This window comes from Cellulomonas aerilata (assembly GCF_007991755.1).
GTDB classification, from domain to species: domain Bacteria; phylum Actinomycetota; class Actinomycetes; order Actinomycetales; family Cellulomonadaceae; genus Pengzhenrongella; species Pengzhenrongella aerilata.
The window spans coordinates 70,393-84,907 of sequence record NZ_BJYY01000022.1 but is presented as its reverse complement, the minus strand read 5'-3'; the positions used below and the strand labels follow the sequence as shown (position 1 = coordinate 84,907).

The 14,515-nt window shown below is 73.9% G+C and carries 13 protein-coding genes; 9 read left to right on the top strand and 4 right to left on the bottom strand.

The genetic code is table 11. From position 1 onward, the window contains the following. The first annotated feature begins 15 nt into the window (after nucleotides 1–15). The gene (locus tag CAE01nite_RS17300) at nucleotides 16–918 is read left to right on the top strand and encodes a 3-methyladenine DNA glycosylase (protein ID WP_146906782.1); all 903 of its coding nucleotides are present in this window, start codon (nucleotides 16–18) and stop codon (nucleotides 916–918) included. A gap of 27 nt (nucleotides 919–945) precedes the next feature. Here CAE01nite_RS17300 and CAE01nite_RS17295 read toward each other — a convergent pair whose 3' ends face one another. Next, a complete protein-coding gene (locus CAE01nite_RS17295; protein ID WP_146906781.1) occupies nucleotides 946–1,548 on the bottom strand; it encodes an HNH endonuclease signature motif containing protein in 603 nt (200 codons plus the stop codon). Further along, entirely contained in the window at nucleotides 1,508–2,332 is an 825-nt protein-coding gene (locus CAE01nite_RS17290) for a DUF222 domain-containing protein (protein WP_146906780.1), read from the bottom strand. The genes CAE01nite_RS17295 and CAE01nite_RS17290 overlap by 41 nt, the downstream gene beginning before the upstream one ends. 411 nt (nucleotides 2,333–2,743) lie before the next feature. Between CAE01nite_RS17290 and CAE01nite_RS17285 the strand changes: the two genes are divergently transcribed. From CAE01nite_RS17285 to CAE01nite_RS17250, 8 genes are all read left to right on the top strand, one after another. After that, nucleotides 2,744–5,353, top strand: coding sequence for a DEAD/DEAH box helicase (locus tag CAE01nite_RS17285; RefSeq protein WP_146906779.1), 2,610 nt, complete (start codon nucleotides 2,744–2,746; stop codon nucleotides 5,351–5,353). Nucleotides 5,354–5,516: 163 nt separating this feature from the next. Next, nucleotides 5,517–7,232, top strand: a complete 1,716-nt coding sequence (locus tag CAE01nite_RS17280; RefSeq protein WP_146906778.1) for a S8 family peptidase — start codon at nucleotides 5,517–5,519, stop codon at nucleotides 7,230–7,232. 111 nt (nucleotides 7,233–7,343) lie between these two features. Further along, a complete protein-coding gene (locus CAE01nite_RS17275; RefSeq protein ID WP_146906777.1) occupies nucleotides 7,344–8,060 on the top strand; it encodes a VIT1/CCC1 transporter family protein in 717 nt (238 codons plus the stop codon). A 46-nt stretch (nucleotides 8,061–8,106) separates the two neighbouring features. Further along, nucleotides 8,107–8,613 (top strand): Cys-tRNA(Pro) deacylase, encoded by a 507-nt coding sequence (gene ybaK, locus CAE01nite_RS17270; protein WP_146906776.1) that lies wholly within the window; start codon nucleotides 8,107–8,109, stop codon nucleotides 8,611–8,613. 131 nt (nucleotides 8,614–8,744) lie between these two features. After that, nucleotides 8,745–9,500: a YggS family pyridoxal phosphate-dependent enzyme gene (locus CAE01nite_RS17265; RefSeq protein WP_146906841.1), complete on the top strand. Its 756-nt coding sequence runs from the start codon at nucleotides 8,745–8,747 to the stop codon at nucleotides 9,498–9,500. A gap of 289 nt (nucleotides 9,501–9,789) precedes the next feature. Then, nucleotides 9,790–10,689, top strand: a complete 900-nt coding sequence (locus CAE01nite_RS17260) for a CPBP family intramembrane glutamic endopeptidase (RefSeq protein WP_146906775.1) — start codon at nucleotides 9,790–9,792, stop codon at nucleotides 10,687–10,689. Continuing rightward, complete coding sequence (locus tag CAE01nite_RS17255; protein WP_146906774.1) at nucleotides 10,686–10,880, top strand: helix-turn-helix transcriptional regulator; 195 nt, start codon at nucleotides 10,686–10,688, stop codon at nucleotides 10,878–10,880. The genes CAE01nite_RS17260 and CAE01nite_RS17255 overlap by 4 nt, the downstream gene beginning before the upstream one ends. Continuing rightward, a complete protein-coding gene (locus CAE01nite_RS17250; RefSeq protein ID WP_146906773.1) occupies nucleotides 10,867–11,292 on the top strand; it encodes a hypothetical protein in 426 nt (141 codons plus the stop codon). The genes CAE01nite_RS17255 and CAE01nite_RS17250 overlap by 14 nt, the downstream gene beginning before the upstream one ends. Nucleotides 11,293–11,358: 66 nt before the next feature. Here the strand turns inward: CAE01nite_RS17250 and lplAB are convergent, their stop codons facing one another. Continuing rightward, nucleotides 11,359–12,408: a lipoate-protein ligase LplAB gene (gene lplAB / locus CAE01nite_RS17245; protein ID WP_146906840.1), complete on the bottom strand. Its 1,050-nt coding sequence runs from the start codon at nucleotides 12,406–12,408 to the stop codon at nucleotides 11,359–11,361. A 103-nt stretch (nucleotides 12,409–12,511) separates the two neighbouring features. After that, nucleotides 12,512–14,128: a citramalate synthase gene (gene cimA / locus CAE01nite_RS17240; protein WP_281285618.1), complete on the bottom strand. Its 1,617-nt coding sequence runs from the start codon at nucleotides 14,126–14,128 to the stop codon at nucleotides 12,512–12,514. Nucleotides 14,129–14,515 lie beyond the last annotated feature (387 nt).

The following is a 14,515-nucleotide window of genomic DNA, read 5'->3' as shown; positions in this document are numbered from 1 at the left end:
CCTACCCTGGTGGCCATGACGACGTCGGCGGCCCCAGCGACCGGCGTCGTGCTGCCCGCCGAGGCCTGGCTCCCGCGCGCCCGCGACCACGCCGAGCGGGCGGACGCGCTGACCGCCGGCTACCGCGAGCGCCGGGCCCAGGGCGAGCGGCACGCGATCGACGACTTCATGTACGACTACTACGGCGTCAAGTCCTCCCACCTGCGGCGCTGGCACCCCGGCCCGGGGGTCGTGCTCGCGGGCTCGCCCGACGACCTGGCCGCGCACGCGTCGTGGCGCTGGTACCGGGCCGTCGACGGCGGCGTCGCGCTGGACGCCGAGGGCTTCCTCGCCGAGCGCCGGTCGACGGTGGAGCACGTGCGCACGCTTCTCGCCGGCACGGCGTCACGGCCGGCGCACGTGGGCTGCCTGGGGCTGCACGAGTGGGCGATGGTCTACCGGCAGGACGACACCCGACGCCGTCACTCCCTGCCGCTGCGGCTCGGACGGGAGGGCACCGACGCGGTGGTGGAGGCGCACCCGCTGCGGTGCAGCCACTTCGACGCCTTCCGGTTCTTCACGCCGGACGCGGTCGGGCGCAACCGTGAGCAGCTGACCCGCGAGACGCAGACCGCCACGGAGCAGCCGGGCTGCCTGCACGCGAACATGGATCTGTACAAGTGGTCGGCCAAGCTCGTCCCGGCGGTGCCGGGCGAGCTCCTGCTGGACTGCTTCGTGCTTGCGCGGGACATCCGGACGCTCGACATGCAGGCGTCCCCGTACGACGTGTCCTCCCTGTACGAGCCCGCGGTCGCGATCGAGACGCCCGCCGGCAAGGCGGAGTACGTGGGGCGGCAGCGGGCGTTCGCCGAGCGTGCGGCGGTGCTGCGGCAGCGGCTGCTCGAGGTGGCGGACGGGCTCGTCGGTCCGGCGTCGTAGGGCGTGAGCGACGGGCGCCTCGCCCGGTCACGCGCCGTCGTCGTGGCGGTCCTCTCGAAGGTCCGGCAGCTCGCGTCCGGCCGCGTCGGTGAACACCCACCGGGCACCCTGCCGGTGGATCTCGATCCCGCGCGCATGCACATGCCCGTGGTGGTGCCAGCACAGCAGGATCCCGTTGCTGACCGAGGCGCTGCCGTGATCTCGTCCCCAATGTCGGACGTGGTGACATTCGGACAAGGTCGGTGGTGCGCTGCAGCCGGGGAACCGGCAATGCCGGTCGCGGGCGATGATCGCATTTCGCCTCGCCCGGGTGAACGTCCGTTCCGCTCGGCCCACGTCGAGGATCTCGGACGTCGGGCCGAATATGACGCGGTTCAGCTCCCCGTCGCACGCGAGGCGGTCCAGCAGAATGCGCGGGATCGGCGTGCCGTCCTCGAACTGCGGGCCGTGCAGCACGCTTTTGGCCGTCAATATCGGCGCTGCCTCAAGCAACGGGAGCCCGTCCTGCCGCGCGATCGCCCGCTCGGTGACGGCCTGCAGCGTCTCGTACGACACCAGCACGTTGAGGGAGGGCCGGGACGCGCGTCCCTCACCGGCCAGCCCCTTGTCGAGCGCGAGGTTCGCCAGCACCCCGACCGCCTGCGCGGCGCTGGTCGGCCGTGCTCGTGTCGCCCGCGGCCGGGACGGGAGTCACGGCCTCGAGGGCGGTGACCAGCGCCTGCCCCACATCCACGGTGAGGAACCCCTGCACGTGGTACCCGCCCAAGGTCGGTGAGACCTGCAGGTGCTGACGTTCGCACGCCTGCACGTACCCGCGGTCGTCCGCCTCGGTGTCGGCGGCCGCGGCCCAGTGCCGGACCACCGTGCGCAGGTCGTCGACCGTGTTGAGCCTGGCCTGCCTCACCAGCCACGCCTCGTCGCACTCGCCGTCCGGGCTGCTCAGCGCCGCACGCCGCCGCTCCGTGGTCGGGGCCAGCGCTGCAAGCACGTGCGCGTGCTCCCCGCCGATCTCCCCGACCGCGGCTGCGGCAGCGGTCAGCGGCAGGTCGTCACGCAGCTTGCGGCCCAGGCGCACCTGGGCCTGGGCGCTACGGACGCTGACGTCCAGCCGGCGTGCGGCCCACCGGACCAGCGACCGCGACTCCACCGACCACATCCCGTCCGCCTCCACCACCGCCAGCAGGCGGGCCTGCACCACCCCCAGCCGGCTCGTCGCGGCCGCGATCCCCGCGGCGACCACCGCCGCCTCACGACCGTCCACCCCGGCGTCCGAGCGAGCCACGGCGACCGCGGCATCGGCCACCGCGTCCAACGCCGCCAGCAGCTCCGCGATCTCCGGGCGCACCGTCGCATGATCGGTGCCGGTGGCACGCGCCGGGGTGACGCCCGGCTCGTCCGACACGTCGTCGTCCATGGCGCTCACCCCTTCCCGGCGTCTGCACCGAATCGGCTTGTTGCTCCCATTCTCGGGCGGCCCACTGACATTCCCGGCGGCCGGCCGAGCATTGTGGACGGCACGTCGTCGGGCCTGCCTGTGGACACGTCGCCGGCGCGGCGTTGTGGCGGAGGAAGAGACCCCCGGAGCATCATGGACCCAGACACGCGCCAATGTCCCCGAGAAAGCACGCGCCACTGACACGTCCCGCCGATTCCGCGCTCGCCCTGTGGACGACTCAGCGCGCGCACCGGCCGACGGTCCGCGGGACGCCACCCGACGCCAAGGGTGACGCCCGACCCCCACCGGTGCCCGGTCCCGCATGCCGGAGACGCCTGCCGCAGACCCCTGCACCACACCGCGCTCCACCACCAGGAACAATGAGTCCCGATGAGCCCCGACCCCAGCAGCACCCTCACCGCCCGCATCCCGGACGACCCCCAGGACCCGGACGCCCTCTACGAGGCGTTCACCGGGTGGGCCGGCGACCAGGGCCTGACCCTGTACCCCGCGCAGTCCGAGGCGCTGATGGAGCTGGTCACTGGGTCGCACGTCATCCTGGCGACACCGACCGGGTCCGGGAAGTCGCTCGTCGCGATGGCCGCGCACTTCGTCGCCCTCGCGCAGGGCCGGCGCACGTTCTACACCGCCCCCCTCAAGGCGCTGGTGAGCGAGAAGTTCTTCGCCCTCGTGGCGGCGTTCGGCTCCGAGAACGTCGGCATGATGACCGGCGACTCGGCCGTGAACCCCGGCGCGCCGATCATCTGCTGCACCGCGGAGATCCTCGCCAACCACGCCCTGCGCACCGGCGGGGCCGACGACGACGCCACCGACGACGACCTCGTCCGGGCCGCGAGCGCCTCGGGTGCCGCGGGTGCCGACGTCGGCCAGGTCGTCATGGACGAGTTCCACTTCTACTCCGACCCCCAGCGTGGCTGGGCGTGGCAGGTGCCGCTGCTGGAGCTGGCGCAGACCCAGTTCCTGCTGATGTCGGCCACCCTCGGGGACGTCTCCTTCTTCGCCGACGACATCGAACGGCGCACCGGGGTGCCCGTCGCCGTCGTCGCCCACACCGAGCGGCCGGTTCCGCTGACGTTCTCCTACGCGATCGAGCCCCTGCACGAGCTCATCGAGGAGCTCGTGCGGACCCGGCGGGCCCCGGTGTACGTCGTGCACTTCACGCAGGCCGCCGCCGTCGAGCGCGCCCAGTCGCTGCTCAGCACGAACGTCGCCAGCCGCGAGGAGCGCGACCGGATCGCGGACGAGCTCGGCGCGTTCCGCTTCGGCCCCGGGTTCGGGCGGACGCTGTCGCGCCTGCTGCGGCACGGCGTCGGCGTCCACCACGCCGGGATGCTGCCCAAGTACCGCCGGGTCGTGGAGCGGCTGACGCAGAAGGGGCTGCTCAAGGTCGTGTGCGGCACGGACACCCTCGGTGTCGGCATCAACGTGCCCATCCGTACCGTCCTGCTCACGTCGCTCGTGAAGTACGACGGCGTCCGGATGCGGCACCTGACCGCGCGGGAGTTCCACCAGGTGGCGGGCCGAGCCGGACGCGCCGGCTACGACACGGTCGGCGAGGTCATCGTCATGGCCCCCGACCACGTCATCGAGAACCGCAAGCTGCTGGAGCGTGCCGGGGACGACCCGAAGAAGCTCAAGAAGATCGTCCGGAAGAAGGCGCCCGAGGGGTCGGTCAACTGGACCGACAAGACCTTCGAGCGCCTGCGTGACGCCGACCCCGAGCCGCTGACCTCCAGCTTCGCGGTCTCCCACGCCATGGTGCTCAACGTCCTGGCGCGTCCGGGCGACCCGGTCGCGGCCATGACGAAGCTGCTCACCGACAACCACGAGCCGGAGTCGGCCCGTGGTCGCCACGTCCGGCGGGCGATCGCCGTCTACCGGTCGCTGCGGGCGGCCGGCGTCGTGGAGCGCGTCCGGCGGCCGGACGGGTCCGGCTGGACCGTCCGGCTCACCGTCGACGTCCCGCCGAACTTCGCGCTGAACCAGGCGCTGTCGCCGTTCGCCTTCGCGGCCCTGGACCTCGTCGACCAGGCCTCCCCCACGGCCGCGCTCGACACCGTCTCGATCATCGAGTCGACCCTCGACGACCCGCGACAGGTGCTCTTCGCCCAGGAGAAGAAGGCCCGCGGCGAGGCCATCGGGGCGATGAAGGCCGAGGGCTACGACTACGAGGAGCGGATGGCGGCGCTGGAGGACATCAGCTACCCCAAGCCGCTCGCCGAGCTGCTCACCGCGACGTTCGCGACGTACCGGCAGACGAACCCCTGGGTGGCGGACCTGGAGCTGTCCCCGAAGTCGGTCGTCCGCGACCTGCACGAGCGGACCATGACCTTCGCCGAGTACGTCTCCTTCTACGCCCTGGAGCGCACCGAGGGCGTGCTGCTGCGCTACCTCGCCGACGCGTACCGGGCGCTGCGCCACACCGTCCCCGAGGACAGCCGCACCGAGGAGCTCGCCGAGCTCGTGGAGTGGCTCGGCGAGCTCGTCCGGCGCACGGACTCCAGCCTGCTGGACGAGTGGGAGCGCCTGCGCGACCCCGAGCACGCCGACGCCGGCGCCGTCCCGGGCCTGGACACCGAGGACGAGTCGGCCCGTCCGATCACCGCCAACCACCGTGCGTTCCGTGCCCTGGTCCGCAACGCGATGTTCCGCCGGGTCGACCTGGCCGCCCGCGAGGACTACCGCGGCCTGGCGGCGCTCGACGGCGCCTCGGGCTGGGACGCCGACGCGTGGGCCGCGGCGTTGGACCCGTTCTACGACGACCACGACGCGATCGGGGTCGGCCCGGACGCGCGCGGACCCGCCCTGCTGCAGATCACCGAGCGGCCCCCGCACGCGCGCGACGCGTGGGAGGTGCGCCAGGTCCTCGACGACCCGGCCGGCGACCACGACTGGCGCATCGACGCCGTCGTCGACCTGCCTGCGAGCGACGCCGCGGGCGAGGTCGTCGTGCGCGTGACCGCCGTCGGGCGCCTGTAGCGGCACTCCCGCCGGGTGCGGCCTGGAGCCGCCGGTGCGCATCCGGCGCGGATCCGGCGCGCTTCGGCGCTGCCCGGCCACGAGCTGCTTGGGGATGTCGGCCCCTCGGCCTACCGTGTGGCGATCGGACGCAACGGCGCGTTCACCTGATCGGAGGCTTGCCATGGGCAGAGATCGATCCCTCGCCGTCCTCGCGACCGCGGCACTCGTGGCCGCGGGACTGAGCGGTGCGACGGCCGGCGCGGCGTCCGCCGACGTCGCGGGCACCACCACGCCGTCGAGCTGGCTCGTGCTGGCCGAGGACGTCGGCGACACCGGGCGGCTCGCGCAGGACCTGGCGGCCGCGGGGGCGGAGGTGACCTCCGTCAACGAGGCCATCGGCCTCGTCTCCGTCCGCTCGGCCGACGTGGGCTTCGCCGCGCGTGCGAACGCCGTGGACGGCGTGCAGGGCGTCGCGACCGACAGGGTCGTCGGGGTCACGCCCCGGCGCGCGGCCCCCGACCCGGTGGAGCGCGAGAACGTGTTCGACCGCAGCAGGCGCAACGGCACGGTCCGCGACCTGCCTGCCCCGCCGTTCGGGCACGACCCGCTCGACGGGCTGCTGTGGGGGATGGAGATGATCGACGCGTTCCAGGCGCACGCCGTGGAGACGGGCGACGAGCGGGTGACCGTCGGCGTCCTGGACACCGGGGTCCAGGCCGACCACCCCGACCTCCGCGACAGCGTCGACACCGCGCTGTCCCGGAACTTCGTCACGGACATGGAGGACATCGACGGGCCGTGCGAGGTGGCCGGCTGCATCGACCCGGCGACGGTCGACGAGGGCGGGCACGGCACCCACGTGGCGGGGACCATCGCGGCCTCCCTCAACGGGCTGGGCATCAGCGGCGTGGCCCCCGACGTCACGCTCGTGAACATCCGTGGCGGGCAGGACAGCGGCTTCTTCTTCCTCGGTCCGGTCACCAGCGCCCTCACCTACGCCGGTGAGGCAGGTCTCGACGTGGTCAACATGTCGTTCTACGTGGACCCGTGGCTCTACAACTGCCTGGGCGGCGCCCCGGAGGACTCCGACGCCGCCGCGTCGGAGCAGGAGGTCGTCATCGAGGCCATGACGCGCGCGCTCGACTTCGCGCACGACCACGACGTGACCCTGGTCGGGTCGCTGGGCAACGGCCACGAGGACATCTCCAACCCGCGGGTCGACGAGACCAGCCCCGACTACGGAGCGGACCCGTACCCGCGGACCATCGACGACGACACGTGCTTCGACCTGCCCGTCGAGGGCCCGCACGTCCTCGGCGTCTCGGCCGTCGGCCCGTCCGGCGCGAAGGCCGACTACTCCAACCACGCGACCGAGGTGACGTCCGGCGAGATCGAGCTGTCCGCGCCGGGCGGCTGGTACCGGGACCGGTTCGGCACCGAGGCGCACATGACCAACGGCAACCTGATCCTGTCGACTGTGCCGTTCGCGTACCTGGTGGAGACCGGCGAGATCGACCGCAAGGGCAACATCACCCGCCTGGGTCGGCAGAACGGGATCCTCAAGCAGTGCGTCAGCAAGCGGTCGGACTGCGGCTACTACGGGTGGTTCCAGGGCACCTCCATGGCGGCACCGCACGCCACCGGTGTGGCCGCCCTGGCCGTGAGCGCGCATGGCGCGGTGGACCCGGTGGCGGGCCACGGGCTGACCATGGCGCCGGACGCCGTCGGCGACCTGCTCATCGACACGGCCGTGGACCAGGCCTGCCCGGCGGGCGGCGTGCAGTCGTACGTCCGGGAGGGCCGGACGGCCGAGTGGGACGCCGTGTGCACCGGGGACGCGGCACTGAACTCGCTGTACGGGCACGGGCTGGTCAACGCCCTCGGCGTGCTCGGGTGAGGTCCGGCGCGGCGCCTGTCGGGTCGCTCCGACGGGTGCCGCGCCCGCCGCCCGCTGAGGGCAGCCTCCCCTTCGGTGACGTGGTGTGCTCCGGCTCCTAGCCTGAGCCGGGTGGACCGACCCTCACGACTCCTCGGTCAGAGCCCGGCCGAGCCGCACCACGCGGGCACCGCTGCGCGGCTGAACCGGCTGCGTGCGGGCGTGCTGGGGGCCAACGACGGCATCGTCTCGGTGGCGGGCGTCGTGGTCGGCGTCGCCGGCGCCACCGGCGCGCGTCCCGCGATCGCGATCGCCGGGGCCGCCGCGCTGGCCGCCGGGGCCCTGTCGATGGCGGTCGGTGAGTACGTGTCCGTCTCCAGCCAGCGCGACTCCGAGCGCGCGCTGCTCGACCTCGAGCGTCGCGAGCTCGCGGAGGCACCCGAGGAGGAGCTCGAGGAGCTGGCCGGGCTGCACCGGGCCAACGGGCTGTCCGACGGCCTGGCCCGGGCCGTCGCGGCGGAGCAGACCGCGCACGACGCTCTGGCCGCGCACGCGCGCGTCGAGCTCGGCATCGACCCCGACGCCCTGGTGAACCCGTGGCACGCCTCGCTGGCCGCGTTCCTGGTCGGCGGGGCGCTGCCGCTGGTCGCCGTCCTGGCTCCAGCCGTCGCCGCCCGGGTCCCGGTCACGGTGGCGTCCGTCCTCGCGGCGCTCGCCCTCACCGGGGTGCTGGCGGCACGGCTCGGACGCGCGCCCGTCCCACCGGCGGTGGTCCGCAACCTCGTCGGCGGCGGGCTCGCGATGGCGATCACGTTCGGCGTCGGCAACGTCGTCGGCCTGGCCGTCTGACGAGGCGCCCGACGAGCCGCACGTCCGGCTGGCCTACGCTGCCCGGGTGGTGAAGAAGGCCTCCCGGTCCGCGCACGGCGGCACCCCCGCGCTCGTCGCCCTGGAGGCCGCGGGCGTCCCGCACACCGCGCATGCCTACGAGCACGACCCGGCGAGCGACGTGGGGTACGGCCTGGAGGCCGCGCAGGTGCTGGGCATCCCGGCCGAGCAGGTGTTCAAGACCCTCATGACGTCCGTCGACGGCGTGCTCACCGTCGCCGTCGTCCCGGTGACCGGCATGCTCGACCTCAAGGCGCTCGCGCACGCGGTCGGCGGCAAGCGTGCGGTGATGGCCGACAAGGCGGTCGCCGAACGGGTCACGGGGTACGTGCTCGGCGGCATCTCGCCGCTCGGTCAGCGCACCCTCCACCCCACCGTCGTCGACGAGAGCGCCGAGCTCTTCGACACCGTGTTCGTCTCCGGCGGGCGCCGGGGCCTGGACGTCGAGCTGGCGCCGGCCGACCTGGTGCGCCTCACCGGCGCCGTCGTCGCCCCCGTGGCGCGGGACTCGTGACCCCCGACGACGCGGCCCGTCACGACGGCGCCACGCCTCCGCCGCGCGACGACGTCGCAGTTCCCGCGCGCGACGACGTCGCGGTCCCGGCGCGTGACGACGTCGCCGTGCCCGCGCGCGACGACATCGCCGTGCCCGCGCGCGACGACGTCGCGACCCGCCTGCGGGAGGTGCACCAACGCATCGCCGCCGCCGAGACGGCCGCGGGGCGGTCGGTGGGGTCCGTGCGGCTGCTGCTGGCCACCAAGACCGTCGGCGCGCCGGCGATCCGCGCGGCCCTCCTGGCCGCGCCGTCGGTCGCCCACCGCCCCGTGCTGATCGGCGAGAACCGCGTCCAGGAGCTCGTCGCCAAGGGACCGGACCTGGCCGACCTCCACCCCGACGTCCACCTCATCGGGCCGCTGCAGTCCAACAAGGTCAACGCCGCGCTGCGCTGGGTGTCGTGCGTGCAGACCGTCGACTCCCTCGCGCTGGCCACCCGCCTGGCCGCCCGGGCGACCGCCGACGTGCGCCCGCTCGACGTCCTGGTGCAGGTCAACGTGTCGGGCGAGACGACCAAGTCCGGTGTCGCGCCGGACGACGCCGTCGCCCTCGCCCTCGCGGTCGGCGCCCTGGAGGGGCTGCGGCTGCGTGGCCTGATGACCGTGGGTGCCCGCTCCCCCGACGACGCCGTCGTGCGCGCCGGCTACGCGGTGCTGCGACGGCTGCGCGACGAGGTCCGCGGCTCCGGTGCGCCGGGGACGGAGGCGGTCACCGAGCTGTCCATGGGGATGAGCGGCGACCTCGAGGCGGCCGTCGCGGAGGGCGCGACCGTGGTCCGCCTCGGCACCGCGGTCTTCGGCAGCCGTCCGCCGGTGGCTGCCGACGCCCAGCCGCCGAGCACCTGAGCCGCCGGGCCGTCGGGCCGCCGGGCCACTCGGCCGTCGGGCCACTGGGCCGCCGGACCCACTGCGTACACAGCCACCGCGCCGTCGAGCCAGCGGGCCTCCGCGCTACTGAGGCGCATCGCAACTGACAAAGACGCTTGACACCCCGACAGGTGTCAAGCACTCTTGTCACCAGAGGCGCTGTCAAGGGTCCTTGACCACCACCGCCGACCTCTGCGCCGGCGTCCTGCCGGAGCAGCGGCGCACCGACCAACGCCCACCGACCACTGACCACCGACCGGAGGCACGCATGAACCCGACTCTGGACGCCCTGCAGTCCCTCGACGTCGCGCCTGCGACCGTGGCGGCTCTCGTGCTCGCCGTCGTCGTGCTGGGCGTGACCGACCCCGTCCTGGGGCGGCGCGACCACCGTGCGCTGCTCGCCGAGCTCGCCGCCGACCCGGCCGGGGCGGAAGCGGCCCGGGTGCGCTTCTACCGCCGGTGGGTGCGTGGCGGCTGGCTGTGGGCCGCCGCGGTCGTCGCACTCGTCACCGCGCTGCCCGACGTCGGTCTCGCCGCCCTGGGCCTGCGCGCTCCGGACCTCGCCGGGCTCGGCACGTCGGTGTGGCGCGGGACGTCGTCCGCGGTCGACGTCCCGCCCGGCGACGTGCTCGAGACGGCCGCGGGGATGCTCGTCGGCCTGCTGCTCGGCACCGCCGTAGTGGTCGCGGTGCTCCGGCTGGTGGCACGCGCGCGGTCGCGCTCCGCCCAGGCCCCAAGGGCCGGCTCCGGCGGCATTCCCCTGGCCGGCTCCGCCGCTCTCACCCCGATGCTCCCCACCACGCCGCGCGGTCGGCGCGGGTGGGCGGCGCTGTCCGTCACCGCCGGCGTGACCGAGGAGATCACCTACCGCGGGCTCGTGCTGCTCACGCTGGCGCTGCTGCTGCCCACCGCAGACCCGCGCGTCGTCGTCGTGATCGCCGCGGTCCTGTTCGGGGCCGCCCACGCCTACCAGGGGTGGGCCGGGATGCTGGCCACCGGGCTGGCCGGCGCCGTGTTCGCCGGCCTGTACCTCGCCACCGGCAGCCTCGTGGTCCCGATGGGGCTGCACGTGCTCGTGGACCTGCGTGCGCTGCTCCTGACGCCGCGGCCCGTCCGCCGGCGGGACACCGCCGGGACCGTGCAGCCCGCGCAGCCCGTGAGCGCATGAGGAACGAGATCCGTCGCCTGCGCGAGGAGGCCGGGCTGTCGCAGGGCGCGCTCGGCACCGAGCTCGGCGTCTCCCGGCAGACGGTCAACTCGCTCGAGACCGGCAAGTACGACCCGTCGCTGCCCCTGGCCTTCGCCATCGCCCGCTACTTCGGCACCACCATCGAGGAGATCTTCCATGCCGACCTCTGACGCCCGGACCCGACGCCTGGTGTGGTGGGGCACGATGCTCGGCGGTCTCGCGGTCCTTCTCGTGCTCGCCGCGGTCACCGCCGCCGGTGGCGAGCGCGACACCGCCGCCGGGATGCTGACCGGTGGCCTGCTCGTGCTGGGGCTCGCCGTGCTGGCGCGGGTCCGCAGCGTCCGGCGGGGCCTGCAGGCGGCCACCGCGTCCCGGGTGGTAGGCGGCGAGCCGGACGAGCGGGACCGGCTGGTCCACCAGCGCGCCGCGGCGGCCGTGGGCATGTCCGCCTTCGTCGCCGCTCCGGTCGCCATGGTGGCGAACCTGTTCGGCGCGGATGCCGAGGTCCTGCTGGGCGCGCTGCCGTGGGTGTTCATCGTCGTCGGCGTCGTGTCGTTCGTGGTGATCGACCGGCGCAGCTGACCGGCAGGTGGGCGTCGGGCGAACCCCGACCGCCCGCGCGTGGGACGCCCCGCGCCGTCGGGCGTCCTACGGCACCCGGGCGGTCCACTCCGGAGTGCCGAACTTCGTCGCCACGAGCCTCTCCGCGGACGCGACCTCCTCCGGACGCAGGGACCCGTCGACCGTGTCGTACCGCGAGCGGAAGTGCGCCTTGAAGGCGTCGATGACCTCGGTGCGCGACCGCCCGGTCTGCGAGCGCACCGGGTCCACCCGCTTGGCCGCACTGCGGGTGCCCTTGTCGGACAGCTTCTCCCGGCCGATGCGCAGCACCTGGGTCATCTTCTCGGCGTCGATGTCGTAGGCCATGGTCACGTGGTGCAGGACGGCGCCGCCGACCAGCCGCTTCTGCGCCGCACCAGCGAGCTTGCCGGCCGGGGACGCGATGTCGTTCAGGCCCGCGTAGGACGCCGTCACGCCGACGTCGGCCAGCGCACCGAGCACCCAGTCGTCCAGGAACGCGTACGACTGCTCGAAGGTCAGCCCGTCCACCAGCGACGCCGGGACGACGAGCGAGAACGTGATGCAGTTGCCGGCCTCCATGAACATCGCCCCACCGCCGGAGATGCGGCGCACGACGTCGACGCCGTAGCGCTCCGCCGCCTCGAGGTCCACCTCGTTGCGCAGGGACTGGAAGGACCCGATCACCACGGCCGGGTCGACCCACTCCCAGAAGCGCAGCGTCGGCCCGCGGCGACCGGCGGCCAGCTCCTCGGACAGCACCTGGTCCAGCGCCGCGTGCAGCACGGGCGGCCGCGGACCCTCGTGGATGAGCTCGAAGGTGTGGTCGTGCCACCCGGTGGCCCGGCCCACGGCCCGGCGGACCGCGATGGCCACCGACTCCGGCGTGAACCCGACGAGCGTGTCGGTCGGCCGCAGCGCGGCCTCGACCGCCGCGGTCAGCTGCGCCGCCGAGGAGTCCTCCGGGCGGCCGGTGAGCGCCGTGTCGAGCCGGGCGAGGGCGTCGTCGGGCTCGAGGAAGAAGTCACCGCTGACGGCTACCCGGTCCAGCCGTCCGTCCCGGACCTCGACGTCGACGGCGACCAGCTTGCCGCCGGGGACCTTGTACTCGCCCCGCAGGACGCCGTTCTGGCTGCTCACCACGTCATCGTAGGTCGCCCGGACACCGGTCCCGCCGGGCCGTGCCGGCGTCGGCCAACCTCGGCACGGCGCTCGCCGACCCTCAGGACCGCCGCTCGACCCCGGCCTTGAGCAGCCCGTAGACCACCGAGTCGACGAGCGCCTCCCACGACGCCTCGATGACGTTGGGGCCCACCCCCACGGTCCGCCAGGTGGTCTCCGCGCCGTTGTCCATGGTCTCGACGAGCACGCGGGTCACGGCGTCGGTGCCGTGCATCGCGTCCATGATCCGCACCTTGAAGTCGATGAGCTCGAACCGCTCGATCTCGGGGTAGGAGCCCACCAGCGCGAGGCGCAGCGCGTGGTCCAGCGCGTTGACCGGGCCGTTCCCCTCGCCGGTCGCGACGACCCGCCGCCCGCCGGCGGTGAGCTTGACGGTCGCCTCGGCGTTGGCCTCGTCCGGGCGCCCGGGCAGCGTCTCGACGATGACCCGCCAGCTCTCCACGTCGAAGTAGGCGAGCCGCGAGCCGTCGACCTCCTCGCGCAGCAGCAGCTCGAAGGACGCGTCCGCGGCGTCGAACGTGTACCCCTCCGCCTCGGACTGCTTGACCCGGTTGGTGACCCGGCTGAGGACGTCGCTGCGCCCCTCCAGCTCGATCCCGAGCTCGCGGCCCTTGAGCTCGATCGACGCGCGTCCGGCCATGTCGGAGATCAGCATGCGCATGTCGTTGCCGACCTGGGTCGGGTCGATGTGCTGGTAGAGGTCCGGGTCGACCTTGATCGCCGAGGCGTGCAGGCCGGCCTTGTGCGCGAACGCGCTCGCCCCGATGTAGGGCTGTCGCGCGAACGGGCTGATGTTGGTGATCTCGCTGATCGCGTGCGCGATCCGGGTCGCGTCCCGCAGGCCGTCGTCGGCCAGCAGCGCGCGGCCCTGCTTGAGCTCGAGGTTGGCGACGACGGCGATCAGGTCCGCGTTGCCGGTGCGCTCGCCGTACCCGTTCACGGTCCCCTGGACGTGGTCGGCCCCCCCGGCGACCGCGGCGAGGGAGTTGGCGACGGCGCACCCGGAGTCGTTGTGGGCGTGCATCCCCAGGCGGCCCTGGGGCCCGAGCGCGGCGCGGACCACGGCGACCGTCTCCAGGACGCCGTCGGGCAGCATGCCGCCGTTGGTGTCGCACAGGGCCGCGACCTCGGCACCGGCCTCGAAGGCGGTGCGGACCGCGCTCAGGGCGTAGGTGGGGTCGAACCGGTAGCCGTCGAAGAAGTGCTCGGCGTCGAGCACGACCCGGCGGCCCTCGCCCACGAGCAGGGCCACCGTGTCCGCGATCATCGCGAGGTTCTCCTCGCCGGTGGTGCGCAGCGCACGCTCCACGTGCCGGATGTCGCTCTTGGCGACCAGCGTCACGACCGGCGCCTCGGAGTCCAGCAGCGCCCGGACCTGCGGGTCGTCGCCGGCCCGGACGCCGGGCTTGCGGGTCGCGCCGAACGCGGCGAGCTGGGCGTGACGCAGGGTCAGCTCCTTGGCGGCCCGGGCGAAGAACTCGGTGTCCTTCGGGATGGCGCCCGGCCAGCCGCCCTCGATGAACCCCACGCCGAGCTCGTCCAGCAGCGGGGCGATCGCGAGCTTGTCGGCGACCGACAGGTTCATGCCCTCCTGCTGCGCGCCGTCGCGCAGGGTCGTGTCGTAGACGTCGAAGGCCGTCGACTGGCTGGTCACGATGGCACCTCTCGAGGGATGACTGGTTCTCTTCGTCGGCGCTCGCGGTGGCTCGGGTGCCCCCGGCGGCGGGTGGTGCCGGGGCGAGGCGACGACGTCGTCGGGCGTGGGTGGTGCCCGGCAACAAAAAGACCCCCCGGGGTGCGGAGGGTCTGCGCGTCCGGCGGGTGGGCCGGACGCGCTAGGCGATGACGATGCTGCGGTGCTGCATCCCGTCATCATGGCACAGCGTCCGGCAGGTGAGAACACCATCCACCATGCGGTCGGTCTGTCCCGCCGGCCGCCCCCTCGGGCCCTGCCCTCCACCCCGCACCCCCTCCACGCCGAGTGCGACGTTTCGGTCCCAACCCGAAGTGCGAACGGTGCGGAACGTCGCACTCGGCGAGTTGC

What these genes read in the sequence shown, in the direction of transcription:
- CAE01nite_RS17290 (WP_146906780.1), bottom strand. Translation starts at nt 2,332, where the DNA reads ATGGACGACGACGTGTCGGACGAGCCGGGCGTCACCCCGGCGCGTGCC.
- CAE01nite_RS17260 (WP_146906775.1), top strand. Translation starts at nt 9,790, where the DNA reads ATGAACCCGACTCTGGACGCCCTGCAGTCCCTCGACGTCGCGCCTGCG.
- CAE01nite_RS17300 (WP_146906782.1), top strand. Translation starts at nt 16, where the DNA reads ATGACGACGTCGGCGGCCCCAGCGACCGGCGTCGTGCTGCCCGCCGAG.
- CAE01nite_RS17250 (WP_146906773.1), top strand. Translation starts at nt 10,867, where the DNA reads ATGCCGACCTCTGACGCCCGGACCCGACGCCTGGTGTGGTGGGGCACG.
- CAE01nite_RS17280 (WP_146906778.1), top strand. Translation starts at nt 5,517, where the DNA reads ATGGGCAGAGATCGATCCCTCGCCGTCCTCGCGACCGCGGCACTCGTG.
- CAE01nite_RS17285 (WP_146906779.1), top strand. Translation starts at nt 2,744, where the DNA reads ATGAGCCCCGACCCCAGCAGCACCCTCACCGCCCGCATCCCGGACGAC.
- CAE01nite_RS17255 (WP_146906774.1), top strand. Translation starts at nt 10,686, where the DNA reads ATGAGGAACGAGATCCGTCGCCTGCGCGAGGAGGCCGGGCTGTCGCAG.